The following is a 15,216-nucleotide window of genomic DNA, read 5'->3' as shown; positions in this document are numbered from 1 at the left end:
GGCGCTTGCCCTAAACTACGCGGATTTTTCGCATCCGGCCCGACTGCGGCCGCAGAGGAAACCGCGTTCCATGTCCATCAAGTCCGACAAGTGGATCCGCCGCATGGCGGAGCAGCAGGGCATGATCGAGCCGTTCGCGCCCGAGCTCGTTCGGGCCAACGATGGCGGCAAGATCGTTTCCTACGGAACGTCCAGCTACGGCTACGACGTACGTTGCGCGAACGAATTCAAGATCTTCACCAACATCAACTCGACCATCGTCGATCCCAAGGATTTCGATGCGCGGAACTTTGTCGACTTCACCGGTGACGTCTGCATCATTCCGCCGAACTCCTTCGCGCTGGCCCGTACGGTCGAGTATTTCCGCATCCCGCGCAGCGTGCTGACCGTGTGTCTGGGCAAGAGCACCTACGCGCGCTGCGGCATCATCGTGAACGTCACGCCGCTTGAGCCGGAATGGGAAGGTCACGTGACGCTGGAGTTCTCCAACACGACGCCGCTGCCCGCCAAGATCTACGCGAACGAAGGCGTCGCGCAGATGCTGTTCTTCGAGTCCGATGAGCCCTGCGAAACCTCTTATAAGGATAGGGGCGGCAAGTACTTCGGCCAGACCGGCGTGACCTTGCCCAAGATCTGATTCCGAATCCGCGCCATGTTGCGCAAGACTGACGCCCGGGGCCGCTCAGCGGCCCTTTTCTACTTCTGGTAACGCGTCGGCAAACACCGCGCGGTTAAGATGCGCACAGCCCCGACCGGGGCTGCCTGCTGGAGAAACGAAGGATGCGATTCCACTTTCCGATCATCATCATCGACGAGGATTTCCGCTCGGAAAACACGTCGGGGCTGGGTATCCGCGCGCTCGCCAAAGCGATCGAGGAAGAGGGTATGGAGGTCCTCGGCGTCACCAGCTATGGCGACCTCACGTCCTTCGCCCAGCAGCAGAGCCGCGGTTCCGGCTTCATCCTGTCGATCGACGACGAGGAATTCTCGTCGCCCGAGGCATCGGCCAAGGCCATTGCCGACCTGCGCAGCTTCGTCGAGGAAATCCGCCTTCGCAACGCCGACATCCCGATTTTCCTGTACGGTGAGACGCGCACCAGCCGGCACATTCCGAACGACGTGCTGCGCGAGATGCACGGCTTCATCCACATGTTCGAGGACACGCCGGAGTTCATCGCGCGCTATGTGGTGCGGGAGGCGCGCAACTACCTCGATTCGCTGCCGCCGCCCTTCTTCCGTGCGCTTACCCACTATGCGGCCGACGGCTCCTACTCCTGGCACTGCCCGGGGCACTCCGGTGGCGTTGCCTTCCTGAAGAGCCCGGTGGGGCAGATGTTCCACCAGTTCTTTGGCGAGAACATGCTGCGTGCAGACGTCTGCAACGCGGTCGAAGAGCTCGGCCAGTTGCTCGACCACACGGGGCCGGTCGCGGCGTCGGAGCGCAACGCTGCGCGCATCTTCAACTGCGATCACCTCTACTTTGTCACCAACGGCACCTCGACCTCGAACAAGATGGTGTGGCACACCACCGTGGCGCCAGGTGACATCGTGGTGGTGGACCGCAACTGCCACAAGTCGATTCTCCACTCGATCATCATGACTGGCGCGGTGCCGGTGTTCCTGACGCCAACGCGCAACCATTACGGCATCATCGGCCCGATCCCGCTGGAGGAGTTCTCGATGGAGAACATCCAGAAGAAGATCGAGGCCAACCCCTTCGCACGCGAGGCCAAGAACAAGAAGCCGCGTATTCTGACCATCACCCAGTCGACCTACGACGGCGTGGTGTACAACGTCGAGACCATCAAGGAGATGCTCGACGGCAGGATAGATACGCTGCACTTCGACGAAGCCTGGCTGCCGCACGCCGCCTTCCACGACTTCTACGGCGACTACCACGCAATCGGCGAAGACCGCCCGCGCTGCCGCGAGTCGATGATTTTTTCGACGCAATCGACCCACAAGCTGCTGGCGGGCCTCAGTCAGGCTTCGCAGATCCTGGTGCAGGACTCGGAGACTCGCAAGCTCGATCGCGACATTTTCAATGAAGCCTACCTGATGCATACATCGACCTCGCCGCAGTACGCGATCATCGCGTCCTGCGACGTGGCCGCGGCGATGATGGAGCCGCCGGGCGGACCGGCGCTGGTCGATGAGTCGCTCTCGGAAGCAGTCGAGTTCCGCCGCGCGATGCGCAAGGTCGATGCCGAGTTCGGCGAATCAGATTGGTGGTTCAAGGTATGGGGGCCCGAGTTTCTCGCCGAGGAGGGCATCGGTGAGCGGGACGACTGGATGCTGAAGAACGGTGAGCGTTGGCATGGCTTCGGTCATCTGGCACCGGGCTTCAACATGCTGGACCCCATCAAGGCGACCGTGATTACGCCGGGTTTGGACGTTGAAGGCGATTTTGCCGAGTGGGGCATCCCAGCTGGAATCCTGACGCGTTATCTCGCCGAGCACGGCATCATCGTCGAGAAGACGGGACTGTATTCCTTTTTCATCATGTTCACCATCGGCATCACCAAGGGGCGCTGGAACACCCTCGTGACCGAGTTGCAACAGTTCAAAGATGACTACGATCGCAATCAGCCGCTTTGGCGGGTGATGCCCGACTTTATCGCCAAGCATCCGCGCTACGAGAAGGTGGGGCTGAAGGACCTTTGCGCTCAGATCCACAGCTTCTACAAGGCGCACGACGTCGCGCGCCTGACAACGGAAATGTACCTTTCCGACATGGTGCCGGCGATGAAGCCTGCAGATGCGTTCGCCAAGATGGCACACCGAGAGATCGAACGGGTGCCGATCGACGAACTCGAAGGCCGTGTAACCGCGATGCTGGTCACGCCCTATCCTCCCGGCATTCCGCTGCTGATTCCGGGAGAGCGCTTCAACGCGACCATCGTCCGCTACCTGCAGTTCGCACGGGATTTCAACGCGCGCTTCCCTGGTTTCGAGACGGACATTCACGGCCTGGTGAAGACCGACGACGGTCGTTACCATGTGGATTGCGTGCGCGCCGACTGACGACCTCCTGTTTGGGATGCATGAAAAAGCCGCCCTTGATGGGGCGGCTTTTTTTATTCCGGGTCCTGATGCCTCAAGGGCGTCGGCGGTACTCGACGAAGTCGAAGGCAAACGGGTTGTCGGCGTCGGCGGGGTGGGGTTCCCGGCTGACTTCGACAAAAGTCGTCCGGTCGAAAGGGGGAAAAAACGCGTCGCCGTCGATGTCGGTATGCACTTCGGTCAGGAGGAGGGCGTCCGCCTGGTCGAGCAACTGACGATAAAGTTCGGCTCCGCCGATCACGAAAACGGCGTTTTCATCAAGCTGCTGCAATGCCGCTTCCGGCGTTGGGAAGATTTCGGCCCCTGCCGCGGTGAATGCCGCGTTACGTGTCACCACCAGATTGCGACGCCCCGGCAGGGGCCGACCGAGTGAGTCCCACGTCTTGCGTCCCATCAGGATGGGATGTCCGAGCGTGACCGCCTTAAAGCGGGCAAGGTCTGCCTTCAGGCGCCAGGGCAGCGCGTTGTCGCGGCCGATGACACCGTTGCGGGCGACAGCTGCGATCAGTGTGATGAGGGCTTTCGTTGTCATACGGCGACCGGTGCCTTGATGTGCGGATGGGCGGTATAGCCCTCCAGGCTGAAGTCTTCGTAACGGAAGGCGAATAGGTCCCGCACGGCTGGATTCAGCCTCATGGTTGGTAGCGGATAGGGCTCCCGCGATAGTTGCTCGCGCGCCTGCTCGAGATGGTTGAGGTATAGGTGGCAGTCGCCGCCGGTCCATACGAAATCGCCGGGCGCAAGGTCGCACACCTGTGCAAGCATCACGGTCAGCAGGGCGTAAGAGGCGATATTGAACGGTACGCCGAGGAAAATGTCAGCGCTGCGTTGGTAGAGCTGACAGGATAGTTTGCCGTTAGCCACGTAAAACTGAAACAGCGCGTGGCAGGGCGGCAGGGCCATCCGATCGACTTCGCCCGGATTCCAGGCGGAAACGATGTGGCGACGCGAATCCGGGTTGCGCTTGATGCCCTCGACGAGTTTGGCGAGTTGGTCGACGCTGCGGCCGTCCGCGGTTTCCCAACGACGCCACTGCTTCCCGTACACCGGGCCGAGTTCTCCGTTGTCGTCGGCCCATTCGTCCCAGATCGATACGCCGTTTTCCTTCAGGTAGCGGATGTTGGTCTCGCCCTGCAGAAACCAGAGTAGTTCGTGGATGATGGACCGGGTGTGCAGTCTCTTGGTCGTGAGGAGCGGGAAACCATCGGCGAGCCGAAAGCGCATCTGCCAGCCGAACACTGACAGGGTTCCCGTGCCGGTGCGATCGGTCTTCTCGTCGCCGTGCTCGAGGACGTGACGCATCAGGTCGAGGTATTGCTTCATCGCGGTGCTCTCCAAAAGTCCATGATTCTACCTTGCAGGCGCCCGGCAGGCAGGGGCGACCCCTCCGTATGCGTTGGCCATGTGCTAATCTGGGCCGGTTAAGCGCAAGGCACGAGACGTGACACAGGGCACGCGTGATGGAGTTGTGGCGCGTGGCAACTCGGGAGCTGGGATGAAGCAAGCGAACGGAACATTCGATTTCACGGCGCAAGACAGTCTGGGCGTGCCGGCTGAGCTAGTCTCTATCGAGGCTGATCTGCGTTGTTTCGTGCGAGACGCGGTCGATGGTCTGTCCTTGGGTGTGGTGGCGGCGCTTGATGATCGCCTGCGTCGAACTCTCGATGCCTGGATCTCGGGTCTTGAGCCTGATACGTCAAGCGGTCCGACGTCATACGCGCGGGTTCACGCCGCCTTTGATGCCCTGCTTGCAGCCTATCGTTGTGTGACCCCCGCCTCCACCGCGGTCGACGTCGCGCGCGCTCGAACTGCGGCCGACTTGGTTTTTTGGGCGTGCGCAGCGCAGCATTCCGTCGTTGATGGGGTCTGGTCAGAGTTGATCGAAGGCTTCGAAACTGCGGCTAGTGGGATGGTGCGGGTGTCTGGCGACCTGCCTGGCATCGGTAGACAGTATCTGCGAGCCCTTGCCTTCGAAGTCGCGGCGGTCGACCAGCTGCAGGGGGCGGCACTGGTTGCGGCGGCGCATCTGGTAGATCTCGCGGTGCCGTTTCTGTCCTTGGCGCGGATGCAGTCCTCTGATGCCGTTTATTCCGTCGATGCCGGGCGGGCGGGTAGGCCGTTGAGATTTGTTGCTCATCCTGCCCCGAGCGCGTGGTTTTTCCTTTCGGGAGACGCGGTTGTATTTCTCACTGGTCTGTTGGCGAGAATGCAGAATGGGATGGTGCCGCCGTCGCTTCGAAATGCCGGTCTGACGGCAGGTGCTGCCCAGACGGCTGCAAGGCATTTGATTGTGCGCTGGTCGTCATCGCCTCCACTTCGGCGCTTCCGGCGCCACTTCGTTAGTGGCGTCCTGTCCGTCATCCGAGGTTTGGGGGAAATTCGCCATGCGCTCGGAGGGACTGCCAGCGCCGTCCCTGTTGAATGGGCAATCAGTGATTTGAGCCGCGGTGGCGTTGGGGCGAAGGTGGCCCCTGACTCGGTCTCCATTCCGATACGTGGGGAGTTGCTGAGCTTTCGACCCCAGGACGGCGCCAGCTGGCATCTCGGCGTGGTCAGGCGGGTCCGGTATCTGAATGGTGAGGTCGCTATCGGGATTGAGACACTCTCGCCGCGGCCAACTTTGGTGAGAGTTGATGACGGCCGAGCGCCACACGAAGTTTTTTTCTGTGATCCGGTTCAAAAGGGCGAAGCCGTCCGTGTTGCGGCTCCGGTCAATACCTTGCGTGCGGGTGTTCCGCTCTTTATCAGTGCAGACAACAGGCTTCAGAAGTTGAAGCCGCTTGAAGCGTGTGAAGTCGACGCTGGATTCGAGCTTCGGGTCTACCAGGTTCTTTGATTGCACCTTCTGGTCGTGGGGATGGGTCGGAGGCCGATATATCGTTGAGAGTGTGTGATGCCGCTTGACGTTTTTTGAGTGATGTATATACTGCGCGGCTCTTCGCGACTGTCTGTGTTTTTTTGCGGTGGTGAAGGGGTTTTGCGAGGTGGTTTTGCGAGTTTGTTCCGGCGTGATCGGTTTTAAAAAGGTTGCGGCGGGGGTTGACGAAGCGAAACGAGTGCTACATAATCTCGCTTCTCTGCTGCAGCGAATGCAGCGCTCTTTAAAAAATTGAACAACCGATAAGTGTGGGTGCTTGGTTGTTGTGGCGAAGCCGCTTCGGCGGTTTGGTTTCGCAATGATTAGGTGCTCATGTCAGTAAGTGACTTTGAGTGCTTTGTATGGATTGAACTTAAGAGTTTGATCCTGGCTCAGATTGAACGCTGGCGGCATGCTTTACACATGCAAGTCGAACGGCAGCGGGGGCTTCGGCCCGCCGGCGAGTGGCGAACGGGTGAGTAATGCATCGGAACGTGCCCAGTCATGGGGGATAACTACGCGAAAGCGTAGCTAATACCGCATACGCCCTGAGGGGGAAAGTGGGGGATCGCAAGACCTCACGTGATTGGAGCGGCCGATGTCAGATTAGCTAGTTGGTGAGGTAAAGGCTCACCAAGGCGACGATCTGTAGCGGGTCTGAGAGGATGATCCGCCACACTGGGACTGAGACACGGCCCAGACTCCTACGGGAGGCAGCAGTGGGGAATTTTGGACAATGGGCGAAAGCCTGATCCAGCCATGCCGCGTGAGTGAAGAAGGCCTTCGGGTTGTAAAGCTCTTTCGGACGGAAAGAAATCGCGCGGGCTAATATCCCGCGTGGATGACGGTACCGTAAGAAGAAGCACCGGCTAACTACGTGCCAGCAGCCGCGGTAATACGTAGGGTGCGAGCGTTAATCGGAATTACTGGGCGTAAAGCGTGCGCAGGCGGTTTTGTAAGACAGGTGTGAAATCCCCGGGCTTAACCTGGGAACTGCGCTTGTGACTGCAAGGCTAGAGTACGGCAGAGGGGGGTGGAATTCCACGTGTAGCAGTGAAATGCGTAGAGATGTGGAGGAACACCGATGGCGAAGGCAGCCCCCTGGGCCTGTACTGACGCTCATGCACGAAAGCGTGGGGAGCAAACAGGATTAGATACCCTGGTAGTCCACGCCCTAAACGATGTCAACTAGTTGTTCGTAGAGGTAACTCTGTGAGTAACGCAGCTAACGCGTGAAGTTGACCGCCTGGGGAGTACGGCCGCAAGGTTAAAACTCAAAGGAATTGACGGGGACCCGCACAAGCGGTGGATGATGTGGATTAATTCGATGCAACGCGAAAAACCTTACCTACCCTTGACATGCCTGGAATCTTGCTGAGAGGCGAGAGTGCCTTCGGGAACCAGGACACAGGTGCTGCATGGCTGTCGTCAGCTCGTGTCGTGAGATGTTGGGTTAAGTCCCGCAACGAGCGCAACCCTTGTCATTAATTGCCATCATTCAGTTGGGCACTTTAATGAGACTGCCGGTGACAAACCGGAGGAAGGTGGGGATGACGTCAAGTCCTCATGGCCCTTATGGGTAGGGCTTCACACGTCATACAATGGTCGGTACAGAGGGTTGCCAAGCCGCGAGGTGGAGCTAATCCCTTAAAGCCGATCGTAGTCCGGATCGTAGTCTGCAACTCGACTGCGTGAAGTCGGAATCGCTAGTAATCGCAGATCAGCATGCTGCGGTGAATACGTTCCCGGGTCTTGTACACACCGCCCGTCACACCATGGGAGTGGGTTTCACCAGAAGTAGGTAGCTTAACCTTCGGGAGGGCGCTTACCACGGTGAGATTCATGACTGGGGTGAAGTCGTAACAAGGTAGCCGTATCGGAAGGTGCGGCTGGATCACCTCCTTTCAAGAGAAAAGCCGCTAACGGCCAAGTATCCACAACTTATCGGTTGTTCAGGCGAAGAGCCTCGATGTCGAGGGTCTGTAGCTCAGCTGGTTAGAGCACCGTCTTGATAAGGCGGGGGTCGTTGGTTCGAACCCAACCAGACCCACCAGTCTTTTAGGTGCTCGAAGTCAGAATGGGGCTGTAGCTCAGCTGGGAGAGCATCGGCTTTGCAAGCCGAGGGTCGTCGGTTCGATCCCGACCAGCTCCACCAGTGCCGCAGCGCCCGCGCTGCTCGGTTGTTCGACATGTCGAGACGTCAGTCATGCGTATGCAAGTGCTCATGCCTGACTTCTTGGTCATCGTGCCAGAGGTTCGCTCTTTAACAAATTGGAAGAAGTTAGTGCAGCACATCTAGGTGTGTTGCACGGGTTGTGTGATTGCATTGATCCGACACTGCGTAGTCAGCACAGTGGCGGATCGCACAAACGAGTTCGACCTGTAGCCGGATCTTCAGTGCGTGAGAACGCGCGAGAGGATCTAAGGTTATAGGATCAAGCGACTAAGTGCATGTGGTGGATGCCTTGGCGATCACAGGCGATGAAGGACGTGCAAGCCTGCGAAAAGCGGGGGGGAGCTGGCAATGGAGCTTTGATCCCCCGATATCCGAATGGGGAAACCCACTGCGCAAGCAGTATCCCGTACTGAATACATAGGTACGTGGAGGCGAACGCGGCGAACTGAAACATCTAAGTAGCCGTAGGAAAAGAAATCAACCGAGATTCCCCAAGTAGTGGCGAGCGAACGGGGAATAGCCTGCACGACTAAACCATCAGCTTAGCAAAACGGTCTGGAAAGTCCGACGATACAGGGTGATAGTCCCGTATGCGAAAAGCCGGTGGCGGGTCTGAGCGTGCGACAAGTAGGGCGGGACACGTGTAATCCTGTCTGAAGATGGGGGGACCATCCTCCAAGGCTAAATACTCGTGATCGACCGATAGTGAACCAGTACCGTGAGGGAAAGGCGAAAAGAACCCCGGGAGGGGAGTGAAATAGATCCTGAAACCGCATGCATACAAACAGTGGGAGCCTCGTAAGGGGTGACTGCGTACCTTTTGTATAATGGGTCAGCGACTTACGTTCAGTGGCGAGCTTAACCGAATAGGGGAGGCGTAGCGAAAGCGAGTCTGATAAGGGCGATTTAGTCTCTGGGCGTAGACCCGAAACCGGATGATCTATCCATGGCCAGGATGAAGGTGCGGTAACACGCACTGGAGGTCCGAACCCACTAGTGTTGAAAAACTAGGGGATGAGCTGTGGATAGGGGTGAAAGGCTAAACAAATCCGGAAATAGCTGGTTCTCCCCGAAAACTATTTAGGTAGTGCGTCGTACGGACACTTGCGGGGGTAGAGCACTGTAATCGTTGGGGGGGTCACTGCGATCTACCCCGCGATAGCAAACTCCGAATACCGCAAAGTGATATACGGCAGACAGACATCGGGTGCTAACGTCCGGTGTCAAGAGGGAAACAACCCAGACCGCCAGCTAAGGTCCCAAATGCATGGCTAAGTGGCAAACGAGGTGGGAAGGCATAGACAGCTAGGAGGTTGGCTTAGAAGCAGCCACCCTTTAAAGAAAGCGTAATAGCTCACTAGTCGAGTCGTCCTGCGCGGAAGATGTAACGGGGCTCAAGCCATGAACCGAAGCTGCGGATGTGTCTTTGACACGTGGTAGGGGAGCGTTCCGTAAGCCTGCGAAGGTGTCTCGTAAGGGATGCTGGAGGTATCGGAAGTGCGAATGCTGACATGAGTAGCGATAAAGGGTGTGAAAAGCACCCTCGCCGAAAGCCCAAGGTTTCCTGCGCAACGTTCATCGGCGCAGGGTGAGTCGGCCCCTAAGGCGAGGCAGAAATGCGTAGTCGATGGGAAACAGGTCAATATTCCTGTACCGGTTCTAGATGCGATGGGGGGACGGAGAAGGTTAGGCCGGCCGGGTGTTGGACGTCCCGGTTTAAGCGTGTAGGCGTGCTCTCTAGGCAAATCCGGAGAGCTGAGCTGAGGCGTGATGACGAGCGAACTTGTTCGCGAAGTGGTTGATACCCTGCTTCCAGGAAAAGCCTCTAAGCTTCAGTCTAGAATCGACCGTACCGCAAACCGACACAGGTGGGCAGGTTGAAAATACCAAGGCGCTTGAGAGAACTCAGGAGAAGGAACTCGGCAAATTGATACCGTAACTTCGGGAGAAGGTATGCCCCATTAGCTTGTAGGAGTACATCCGAAGGGCGAAGGGGCCGCAGAGAATCGGTGGCTGCGACTGTTTATTAAAAACACAGCACTCTGCAAACACGAAAGTGGACGTATAGGGTGTGACGCCTGCCCGGTGCCGGAAGGTTAAGTGATGGGGTGCAAGCTCTTGATCGAAGCCCCGGTAAACGGCGGCCGTAACTATAACGGTCCTAAGGTAGCGAAATTCCTTGTCGGGTAAGTTCCGACCTGCACGAATGGCGTAACGATGGCCACACTGTCTCCTCCTGAGACTCAGCGAAGTTGAAATGTTTGTGAAGATGCAATCTCCCCGCGGCTAGACGGAAAGACCCCATGAACCTTTACTGTAGCTTTGCATTGGACTTTGACGGGACTTGTGTAGGATAGGTGGGAGGCTATGAAGCGGGAACGCTAGTTCTCGTGGAGCCGTCCTTGAAATACCACCCTGGTGTCGTTGAGGTTCTAACCCAGGCCCGTGAATCCGGGTCGGGAACAGTGCATGGTAGGCAGTTTGACTGGGGCGGTCTCCTCCCAAAAGGTAACGGAGGAGTTCGAAGGTCTCCTAGGTACGGTCGGACATCGTACTGATAGTGCAATGGCAAAAGGAGGCTTGACTGCGAGACCGACAAGTCGAGCAGGTGCGAAAGCAGGACATAGTGATCCGGTGGTTCTGTATGGAAGGGCCATCGCTCAACGGATAAAAGGTACTCTGGGGATAACAGGCTGATTCCGCCCAAGAGTTCACATCGACGGCGGAGTTTGGCACCTCGATGTCGGCTCATCACATCCTGGGGCTGTAGCCGGTCCCAAGGGTATGGCTGTTCGCCATTTAAAGTGGTACGTGAGCTGGGTTTAAAACGTCGTGAGACAGTTTGGTCCCTATCTGCCGTGGGCGCTGGAAGTTTGAGGGGACCTGCTCCTAGTACGAGAGGACCGGAGTGGACGCACCTCTGGTGTACCGGTTGTGACGCCAGTCGCATCGCCGGGTAGCTAAGTGCGGAAGAGATAACCGCTGAAAGCATCTAAGCGGGAAACTCGCCTCAAGATGAGACTTCCCTGGGGACTCGATCCCCCTGAAGGGTCGTGGAAGACCACCACGTTGATAGGTCGGGTGTGGAAGCGCAGTAATGCGTTAAGCTAACCGATACTAATTGCCCGTGAGGCTTGATCCTATAACCTTAAAATAGCGTCAAACTCGTCAAAGCGTGTACAACACGACGCAGTCACACAATCCAACACTTCTTCCAAATTTGGCTCGGATGACAAAAACGCCGAGCAACAAGTCAAAGTCTGACGACCATAGCGTCTGGGTACCACCCCTTCCCATCCCGAACAGGACCGTGAAACCAGACCGCGCCGATGATAGTGAGATCCGCTCTCGTGAAAGTAGGTCATCGTCAGACTAACCCATCAAAAAGCCCGTACAGTTCTACTGTACGGGCTTTTTTATTGCAAAATCGAGAAAGCCGCGGCGCCACCGAGCGTCAGCATCGACTCAAAACGCCGATTCACAGCATGAATCGTTGGAGGGGTCTTAACGCGCTGGGATAAGGATCTCCGCATCTCCTTCGAGCACGATCTTGTCGCCAACGCGACACTCCGTTGAGAAAATGGCACGGCGACGTTCTGACTTTAGCTCCTTAACTGTCACTCGAGCGACGACAGTGTCGCCTACATGTACAGGCGCTCGGAATTTCAGTTCTTGAGAAAGGTATATGCATCCGGGGCCGGGCAACCGTGTCCCGAAGACGGCTGAGACGTAGCTTGCCGAGAGCATGCCGTGCGCTATTCGGGATCCGAACATCGTGTTGCCAGCAAATTCGGAATCAAGGTGTACTGGGTTTGTGTCGCCAGAAACTCCGGCGAACATCAATATATCTGCGTCCGTGACCGTACGGGATATCGCGCTACTTTGACCGATCATTAGTTCCTCGAATCGGAGTCCGTAGAACTCAGAGAAATCGCGGCTACTTTCACTCATCGTCATGTCCTTTTTAAAAAACGGTGCTGATTGGATGTGCTGAGATTTAAGTGTGTGAGCATGGAGTTCTACCGTTGGTTTGACGAGTTGACGCACGAGCCCGTTAGTTCAACGTCCTATGTCGTGCCTCGGATGCGTGGTCGCGTCGTGTACCGATCCAAGCATTCTTCGTCGCGGAGCACCTAGCAGAGCGATGCAAGAGCGCCGGGTGCCGCGGCAATAGAGGGGTTCGGATGAGGGCAATGGTGACTTCGCCTATTGGACTTTAAACTCGATCTATTGCCCAAGCGCCTCCCCGGAGTTCCGTCGTCGCCCCAGAATCCCTCAATGTCACGATTCTCAGGGGGTTGTATGCGGAGCCAGGAATGAAGGTCGTAGTTTACGTGATCGCCGGGCTGATGAATCTCGTCGCGCATGCTGTCAACCATCTTCAACCTCCCTAAGAGTCTCCTCCAGGCGCTTTCGCTTGCGCTGGCAGATTCGAGAGCTCGGTGTGTGTGGTCCGAGCATCGATCCGCAGCGTGTTGTGATTGTTGATGTCGGCCATATTCAGACAAATTGAATGCTAGCGCAGATGGGTCATGAAATCATTGGCGCTGTAGCCATTGTCGGTCTCCAAGCGCCCCCGGATAACTGTGTCGCCCACGGACAGATGTGTCAGCTTGGAGCATTCGGCCTGTGTCGATTCAGTCACCAGGATGTCGACACACAGACCATCGCCCTTCCTCGTGAAGTGCGACTTGGGATCGGTGCTGGTCCTGTAGGGGGTGTTTGACAGCTTATCGCCGTCAGAGACGACCATCCTGGCGCGGTTGCCACTGTCATTGGGTGGTTCGCCGTCCTTGTGCGGGAATCTCTTGAAGGAGGTCCGGGGTTTGATCAAGGTGCCATCGACGGTGACGTCATCCGAAAATGGGAAATTGTCCCGGCGGACAAATCTCACCACGTCGGCGAAGAAGCCGAGTTTGACATCGGTGGCGACCAGGCGCTCGCGCAAGCGGCTCAACTTACACTCTCCAGATCCATGGTGAGAAGCCCGCGAAAGAGAATGCTATAGCCTAGTTGCTCGCCGAACTGCTGATTTGAGCAAACCGAGTAAAGCACAATCCATGACGAACTGTTGAGCAGGCCCACTGGTGGAGTCAGAGGCGGGTATGTCGCCGGGTAAAGAAGGTTCAGCTCCCCCGAAATCGCATTCAACGCTCGATTGGCCAGTATATTCACGTCGCGCAGCGGGTGATCGGCCGGTACGCTCGATCCCGGCGAGAAGTAATGGGGCGTTGAGGACTGGGGGGCGAGTTGGCTGCGCATTGTTGTCAGGACTGGAGGTTCGGGAGCGTTCTATGACCACCGGCTTTCTGGTTCGTTCACTGGGTTCTGCATCACCCTGCTAGCAGCATACATCGAGGTATGAATGCTATTCGCTTCTATCTGGCCTTCAGGGCGGTGTGCGTGGTGCGTCTGCGCGTCATCCGTCGAGCCTACTGCTCGCCGCGTTAGGTGACGGAAACGAGATGTTCGAAAATGCTTTTGTGTTATTATCTAACGTTTAAAAGTCAAAAGATATAAAAAAAGTTTTAATAAACAATGACTTGATGTGAATTTTGCTGAATGGTCGTTTCCCGCCCTCTGTTCGTGAAGAGTTTAACGCTGTTGCTCGAACGAATGCGTTACCTTGTCTCAAGCGTGTTCGGTCTCAATGCTCGTGCGTGGCATGAGGGTGCCTCTTGTGAGGCTTAGAGGGTCAAAATGTTGAAGGTCTTCAGTCACTATCTCCCGTCGCATACGGTACAGCAGATCTTATTCGACGCTCTGTTGTTGTTTGTTGCGGTCTTGTTGGCAGTGTTCATGCAACTGCAGACTGAGACGGTTGCATGGCCGGTCCTGATTCCGTCGGCTCTGTTGTTTGCCCTCACAATGGTGGTGCTGAATACTGCGATGGGACTTTATCGCCCATTGGTGCAGGAGTCTCAGAAGGGGGCGATGGCGCGTGTGGCGCTGTCGGTGGCAGTGAGTGTGCCAGTCGCATACGGGGTGTTCGGTCTGCTCCCCTGGGCTGAGTTTGCTACCTTGACGGTGCAGATCTCGGTTCTTGTTCTGCTCGGATTTCTGCTTGCAATGCGTGGGTTGGTGAATCGACGGCAGGCATCGGCGCTGTTTGCTCCTCGGGTGCTGATAATCGGCACGGGGAGTGATGCATGTGCCGTGCAGCAGGCGCTGACTACGCCACTACAGAGTGGCATGGAAATCGTAGGGTTTTATTCGCCGAGCCGGGAAGATTCCGTTGCTGTGGACTCCAGCAAGGTGGTAACGGGGGCGAGCCTGATGGAAGTTGTGCGACGGAGTCGCGTCAGCGAAATCATCGTCGCGGTTCGGGAGCGTCGGGGTGGAGTGTTGCCGCTGAGGGAGTTGCTTGACTGCAAGCTCGCGGGCGTTCGTGTGCTGGACTTGTCGTCGTTCTTCGAGCGGGTTCAGGGGCAAGTCCGGATTGACTCCCTGCGCGCCAGTTGGCTGATCTATGGTGACGGTTTCCGGCAGGGGTTGGGCAGGACGGTCGTCAAGCGTTTCTTCGACATTCTTGTCGCGCTTCTGCTACTTGTGCTGGCACTTCCCATCATGCTGGGGGCCGCACTCTTGATCTTGCTGGAAGATGGTGCGCCGGTGTTCTACCGGCAAGAGCGAGTTGGGCTCGGTGGCCGGGTCTTCAAAGTTATTAAATTTAGGAGCATGAGGCGGGATGCGGAGAAAGATGGGAAACCACGGTGGGCGTCTTCCAACGATGACCGTGTAACTCGTATCGGGCGTGTGATCAGGAAGCTGCGAATCGACGAGCTTCCGCAGCTGTTCAATGTGCTGGTCGGCGACATGAGCTTGGTTGGGCCTCGTCCCGAAAGGCCTTACTTCGTCGATCAACTGGCCGCTGAGATCCCCTTCTACGGGGTCCGTCACTGCGTGAAGCCAGGGGTGACCGGCTGGGCGCAAGTCCGTTACCAGTATGGTGCGTCGATTGACGATGCTATACAGAAGCTGCAGTACGATCTTTACTACGTCAAGAACCACACACTGGTGCTTGATACGCTGGTTCTGTTCGAGACAGTGCGGGTTGTGCTGACGGGGGAAGGAGCACACTGACCGACTTTGGGCGGGTGCGCCTTGGCTTTTGTGGGTG

General features: G+C 57.2%; 7 protein-coding genes, 2 tRNA genes, 3 rRNA genes and 1 pseudogene. 9 read left to right on the top strand and 4 right to left on the bottom strand.

Features of this window, described 5'->3' with window-relative positions; all coding sequences use genetic code 11:
* Nucleotides 1–70 precede the first annotated feature (70 nt).
* Together dcd and CJ010_RS19765 are read left to right on the top strand one after the other, a co-directional pair.
* On the top strand, nucleotides 71–637 hold the full coding sequence (gene dcd / locus CJ010_RS19770) for a dCTP deaminase (RefSeq protein WP_141019638.1): 567 nt from the start codon (nucleotides 71–73) through the stop codon (nucleotides 635–637).
* 143 nt (nucleotides 638–780) lie between these two features.
* Nucleotides 781–3,024 (top strand): arginine/lysine/ornithine decarboxylase, encoded by a 2,244-nt coding sequence (locus CJ010_RS19765; RefSeq protein WP_141019637.1) that lies wholly within the window; start codon nucleotides 781–783, stop codon nucleotides 3,022–3,024.
* Nucleotides 3,025–3,097: 73 nt separating this feature from the next.
* Here the strand turns inward: CJ010_RS19765 and CJ010_RS19760 are convergent, their stop codons facing one another.
* On the bottom strand, nucleotides 3,098–3,595 hold the full coding sequence (locus CJ010_RS19760; protein WP_141019636.1) for a dihydrofolate reductase: 498 nt from the start codon (nucleotides 3,593–3,595) through the stop codon (nucleotides 3,098–3,100).
* Entirely contained in the window at nucleotides 3,592–4,386 is a 795-nt protein-coding gene (locus CJ010_RS19755; protein ID WP_141019635.1) for a thymidylate synthase, read from the bottom strand. Before CJ010_RS19755 ends, CJ010_RS19760 begins: the two co-directional genes overlap by 4 nt.
* A 172-nt stretch (nucleotides 4,387–4,558) precedes the next feature.
* On the opposite strand from CJ010_RS19755, the gene CJ010_RS19750 reads away from it, so the two are divergent.
* The 6 genes from CJ010_RS19750 to rrf all read left to right on the top strand — a co-directional run bounded on the left by CJ010_RS19750 (nucleotide 4,559) and on the right by rrf (nucleotide 11,469).
* Nucleotides 4,559–5,899: a hypothetical protein gene (locus CJ010_RS19750; protein WP_141019634.1), complete on the top strand. Its 1,341-nt coding sequence runs from the start codon at nucleotides 4,559–4,561 to the stop codon at nucleotides 5,897–5,899.
* Between the two features lie 390 nt (nucleotides 5,900–6,289).
* A 16S ribosomal RNA gene (locus CJ010_RS19745) occupies nucleotides 6,290–7,825 on the top strand.
* Between the two features lie 71 nt (nucleotides 7,826–7,896).
* Nucleotides 7,897–7,973 (top strand) — tRNA-Ile (locus tag CJ010_RS19740).
* Between the two features lie 26 nt (nucleotides 7,974–7,999).
* Nucleotides 8,000–8,075, top strand: a tRNA-Ala gene (locus tag CJ010_RS19735).
* 278 nt (nucleotides 8,076–8,353) lie between these two features.
* Nucleotides 8,354–11,238 (top strand): 23S ribosomal RNA (locus CJ010_RS19730).
* A 117-nt stretch (nucleotides 11,239–11,355) separates the two neighbouring features.
* A 5S ribosomal RNA gene (gene rrf, locus CJ010_RS19725) occupies nucleotides 11,356–11,469 on the top strand.
* The 16S, 23S and 5S rRNA genes sit together here with 2 tRNA genes alongside, the layout of an rRNA operon.
* A gap of 131 nt (nucleotides 11,470–11,600) precedes the next feature.
* On the opposite strand, the gene CJ010_RS19720 is transcribed toward rrf, so the two are convergent.
* On the bottom strand, nucleotides 11,601–12,047 hold the full coding sequence (locus tag CJ010_RS19720; protein ID WP_141019633.1) for a MaoC family dehydratase: 447 nt from the start codon (nucleotides 12,045–12,047) through the stop codon (nucleotides 11,601–11,603).
* Nucleotides 12,048–12,312: 265 nt separating this feature from the next.
* Nucleotides 12,313–13,358, bottom strand: a pseudogene (locus CJ010_RS25520) (IS5/IS1182 family transposase).
* 438 nt (nucleotides 13,359–13,796) lie between these two features.
* On the opposite strand from CJ010_RS25520, the gene CJ010_RS19710 reads away from it, so the two are divergent.
* Entirely contained in the window at nucleotides 13,797–15,179 is a 1,383-nt protein-coding gene (locus CJ010_RS19710; RefSeq protein ID WP_141019631.1) for a TIGR03013 family XrtA/PEP-CTERM system glycosyltransferase, read from the top strand.
* Nucleotides 15,180–15,216: the final 37 nt, after the last annotated feature.

This window comes from Azoarcus sp. DD4, from assembly GCF_006496635.1.
GTDB lineage: Bacteria > Pseudomonadota > Gammaproteobacteria > Burkholderiales > Rhodocyclaceae > Azoarcus.
This window is presented reverse-complemented; position numbering and strand designations above follow the sequence as displayed.

Coding starts and splice junctions, on each gene's coding strand:
- dcd (WP_141019638.1), top strand. CDS start 71: ATGTCCATCAAGTCCGACAAGTGGATCCGCCGCATGGCGGAGCAGCAG.
- CJ010_RS19765 (WP_141019637.1), top strand. CDS start 781: ATGCGATTCCACTTTCCGATCATCATCATCGACGAGGATTTCCGCTCG.
- CJ010_RS19760 (WP_141019636.1), bottom strand. CDS start 3,595: ATGACAACGAAAGCCCTCATCACACTGATCGCAGCTGTCGCCCGCAAC.
- CJ010_RS19755 (WP_141019635.1), bottom strand. CDS start 4,386: ATGAAGCAATACCTCGACCTGATGCGTCACGTCCTCGAGCACGGCGAC.
- CJ010_RS19750 (WP_141019634.1), top strand. CDS start 4,559: ATGAAGCAAGCGAACGGAACATTCGATTTCACGGCGCAAGACAGTCTG.
- CJ010_RS19720 (WP_141019633.1), bottom strand. CDS start 12,047: ATGAGTGAAAGTAGCCGCGATTTCTCTGAGTTCTACGGACTCCGATTC.
- CJ010_RS19710 (WP_141019631.1), top strand. CDS start 13,797: ATGTTGAAGGTCTTCAGTCACTATCTCCCGTCGCATACGGTACAGCAG.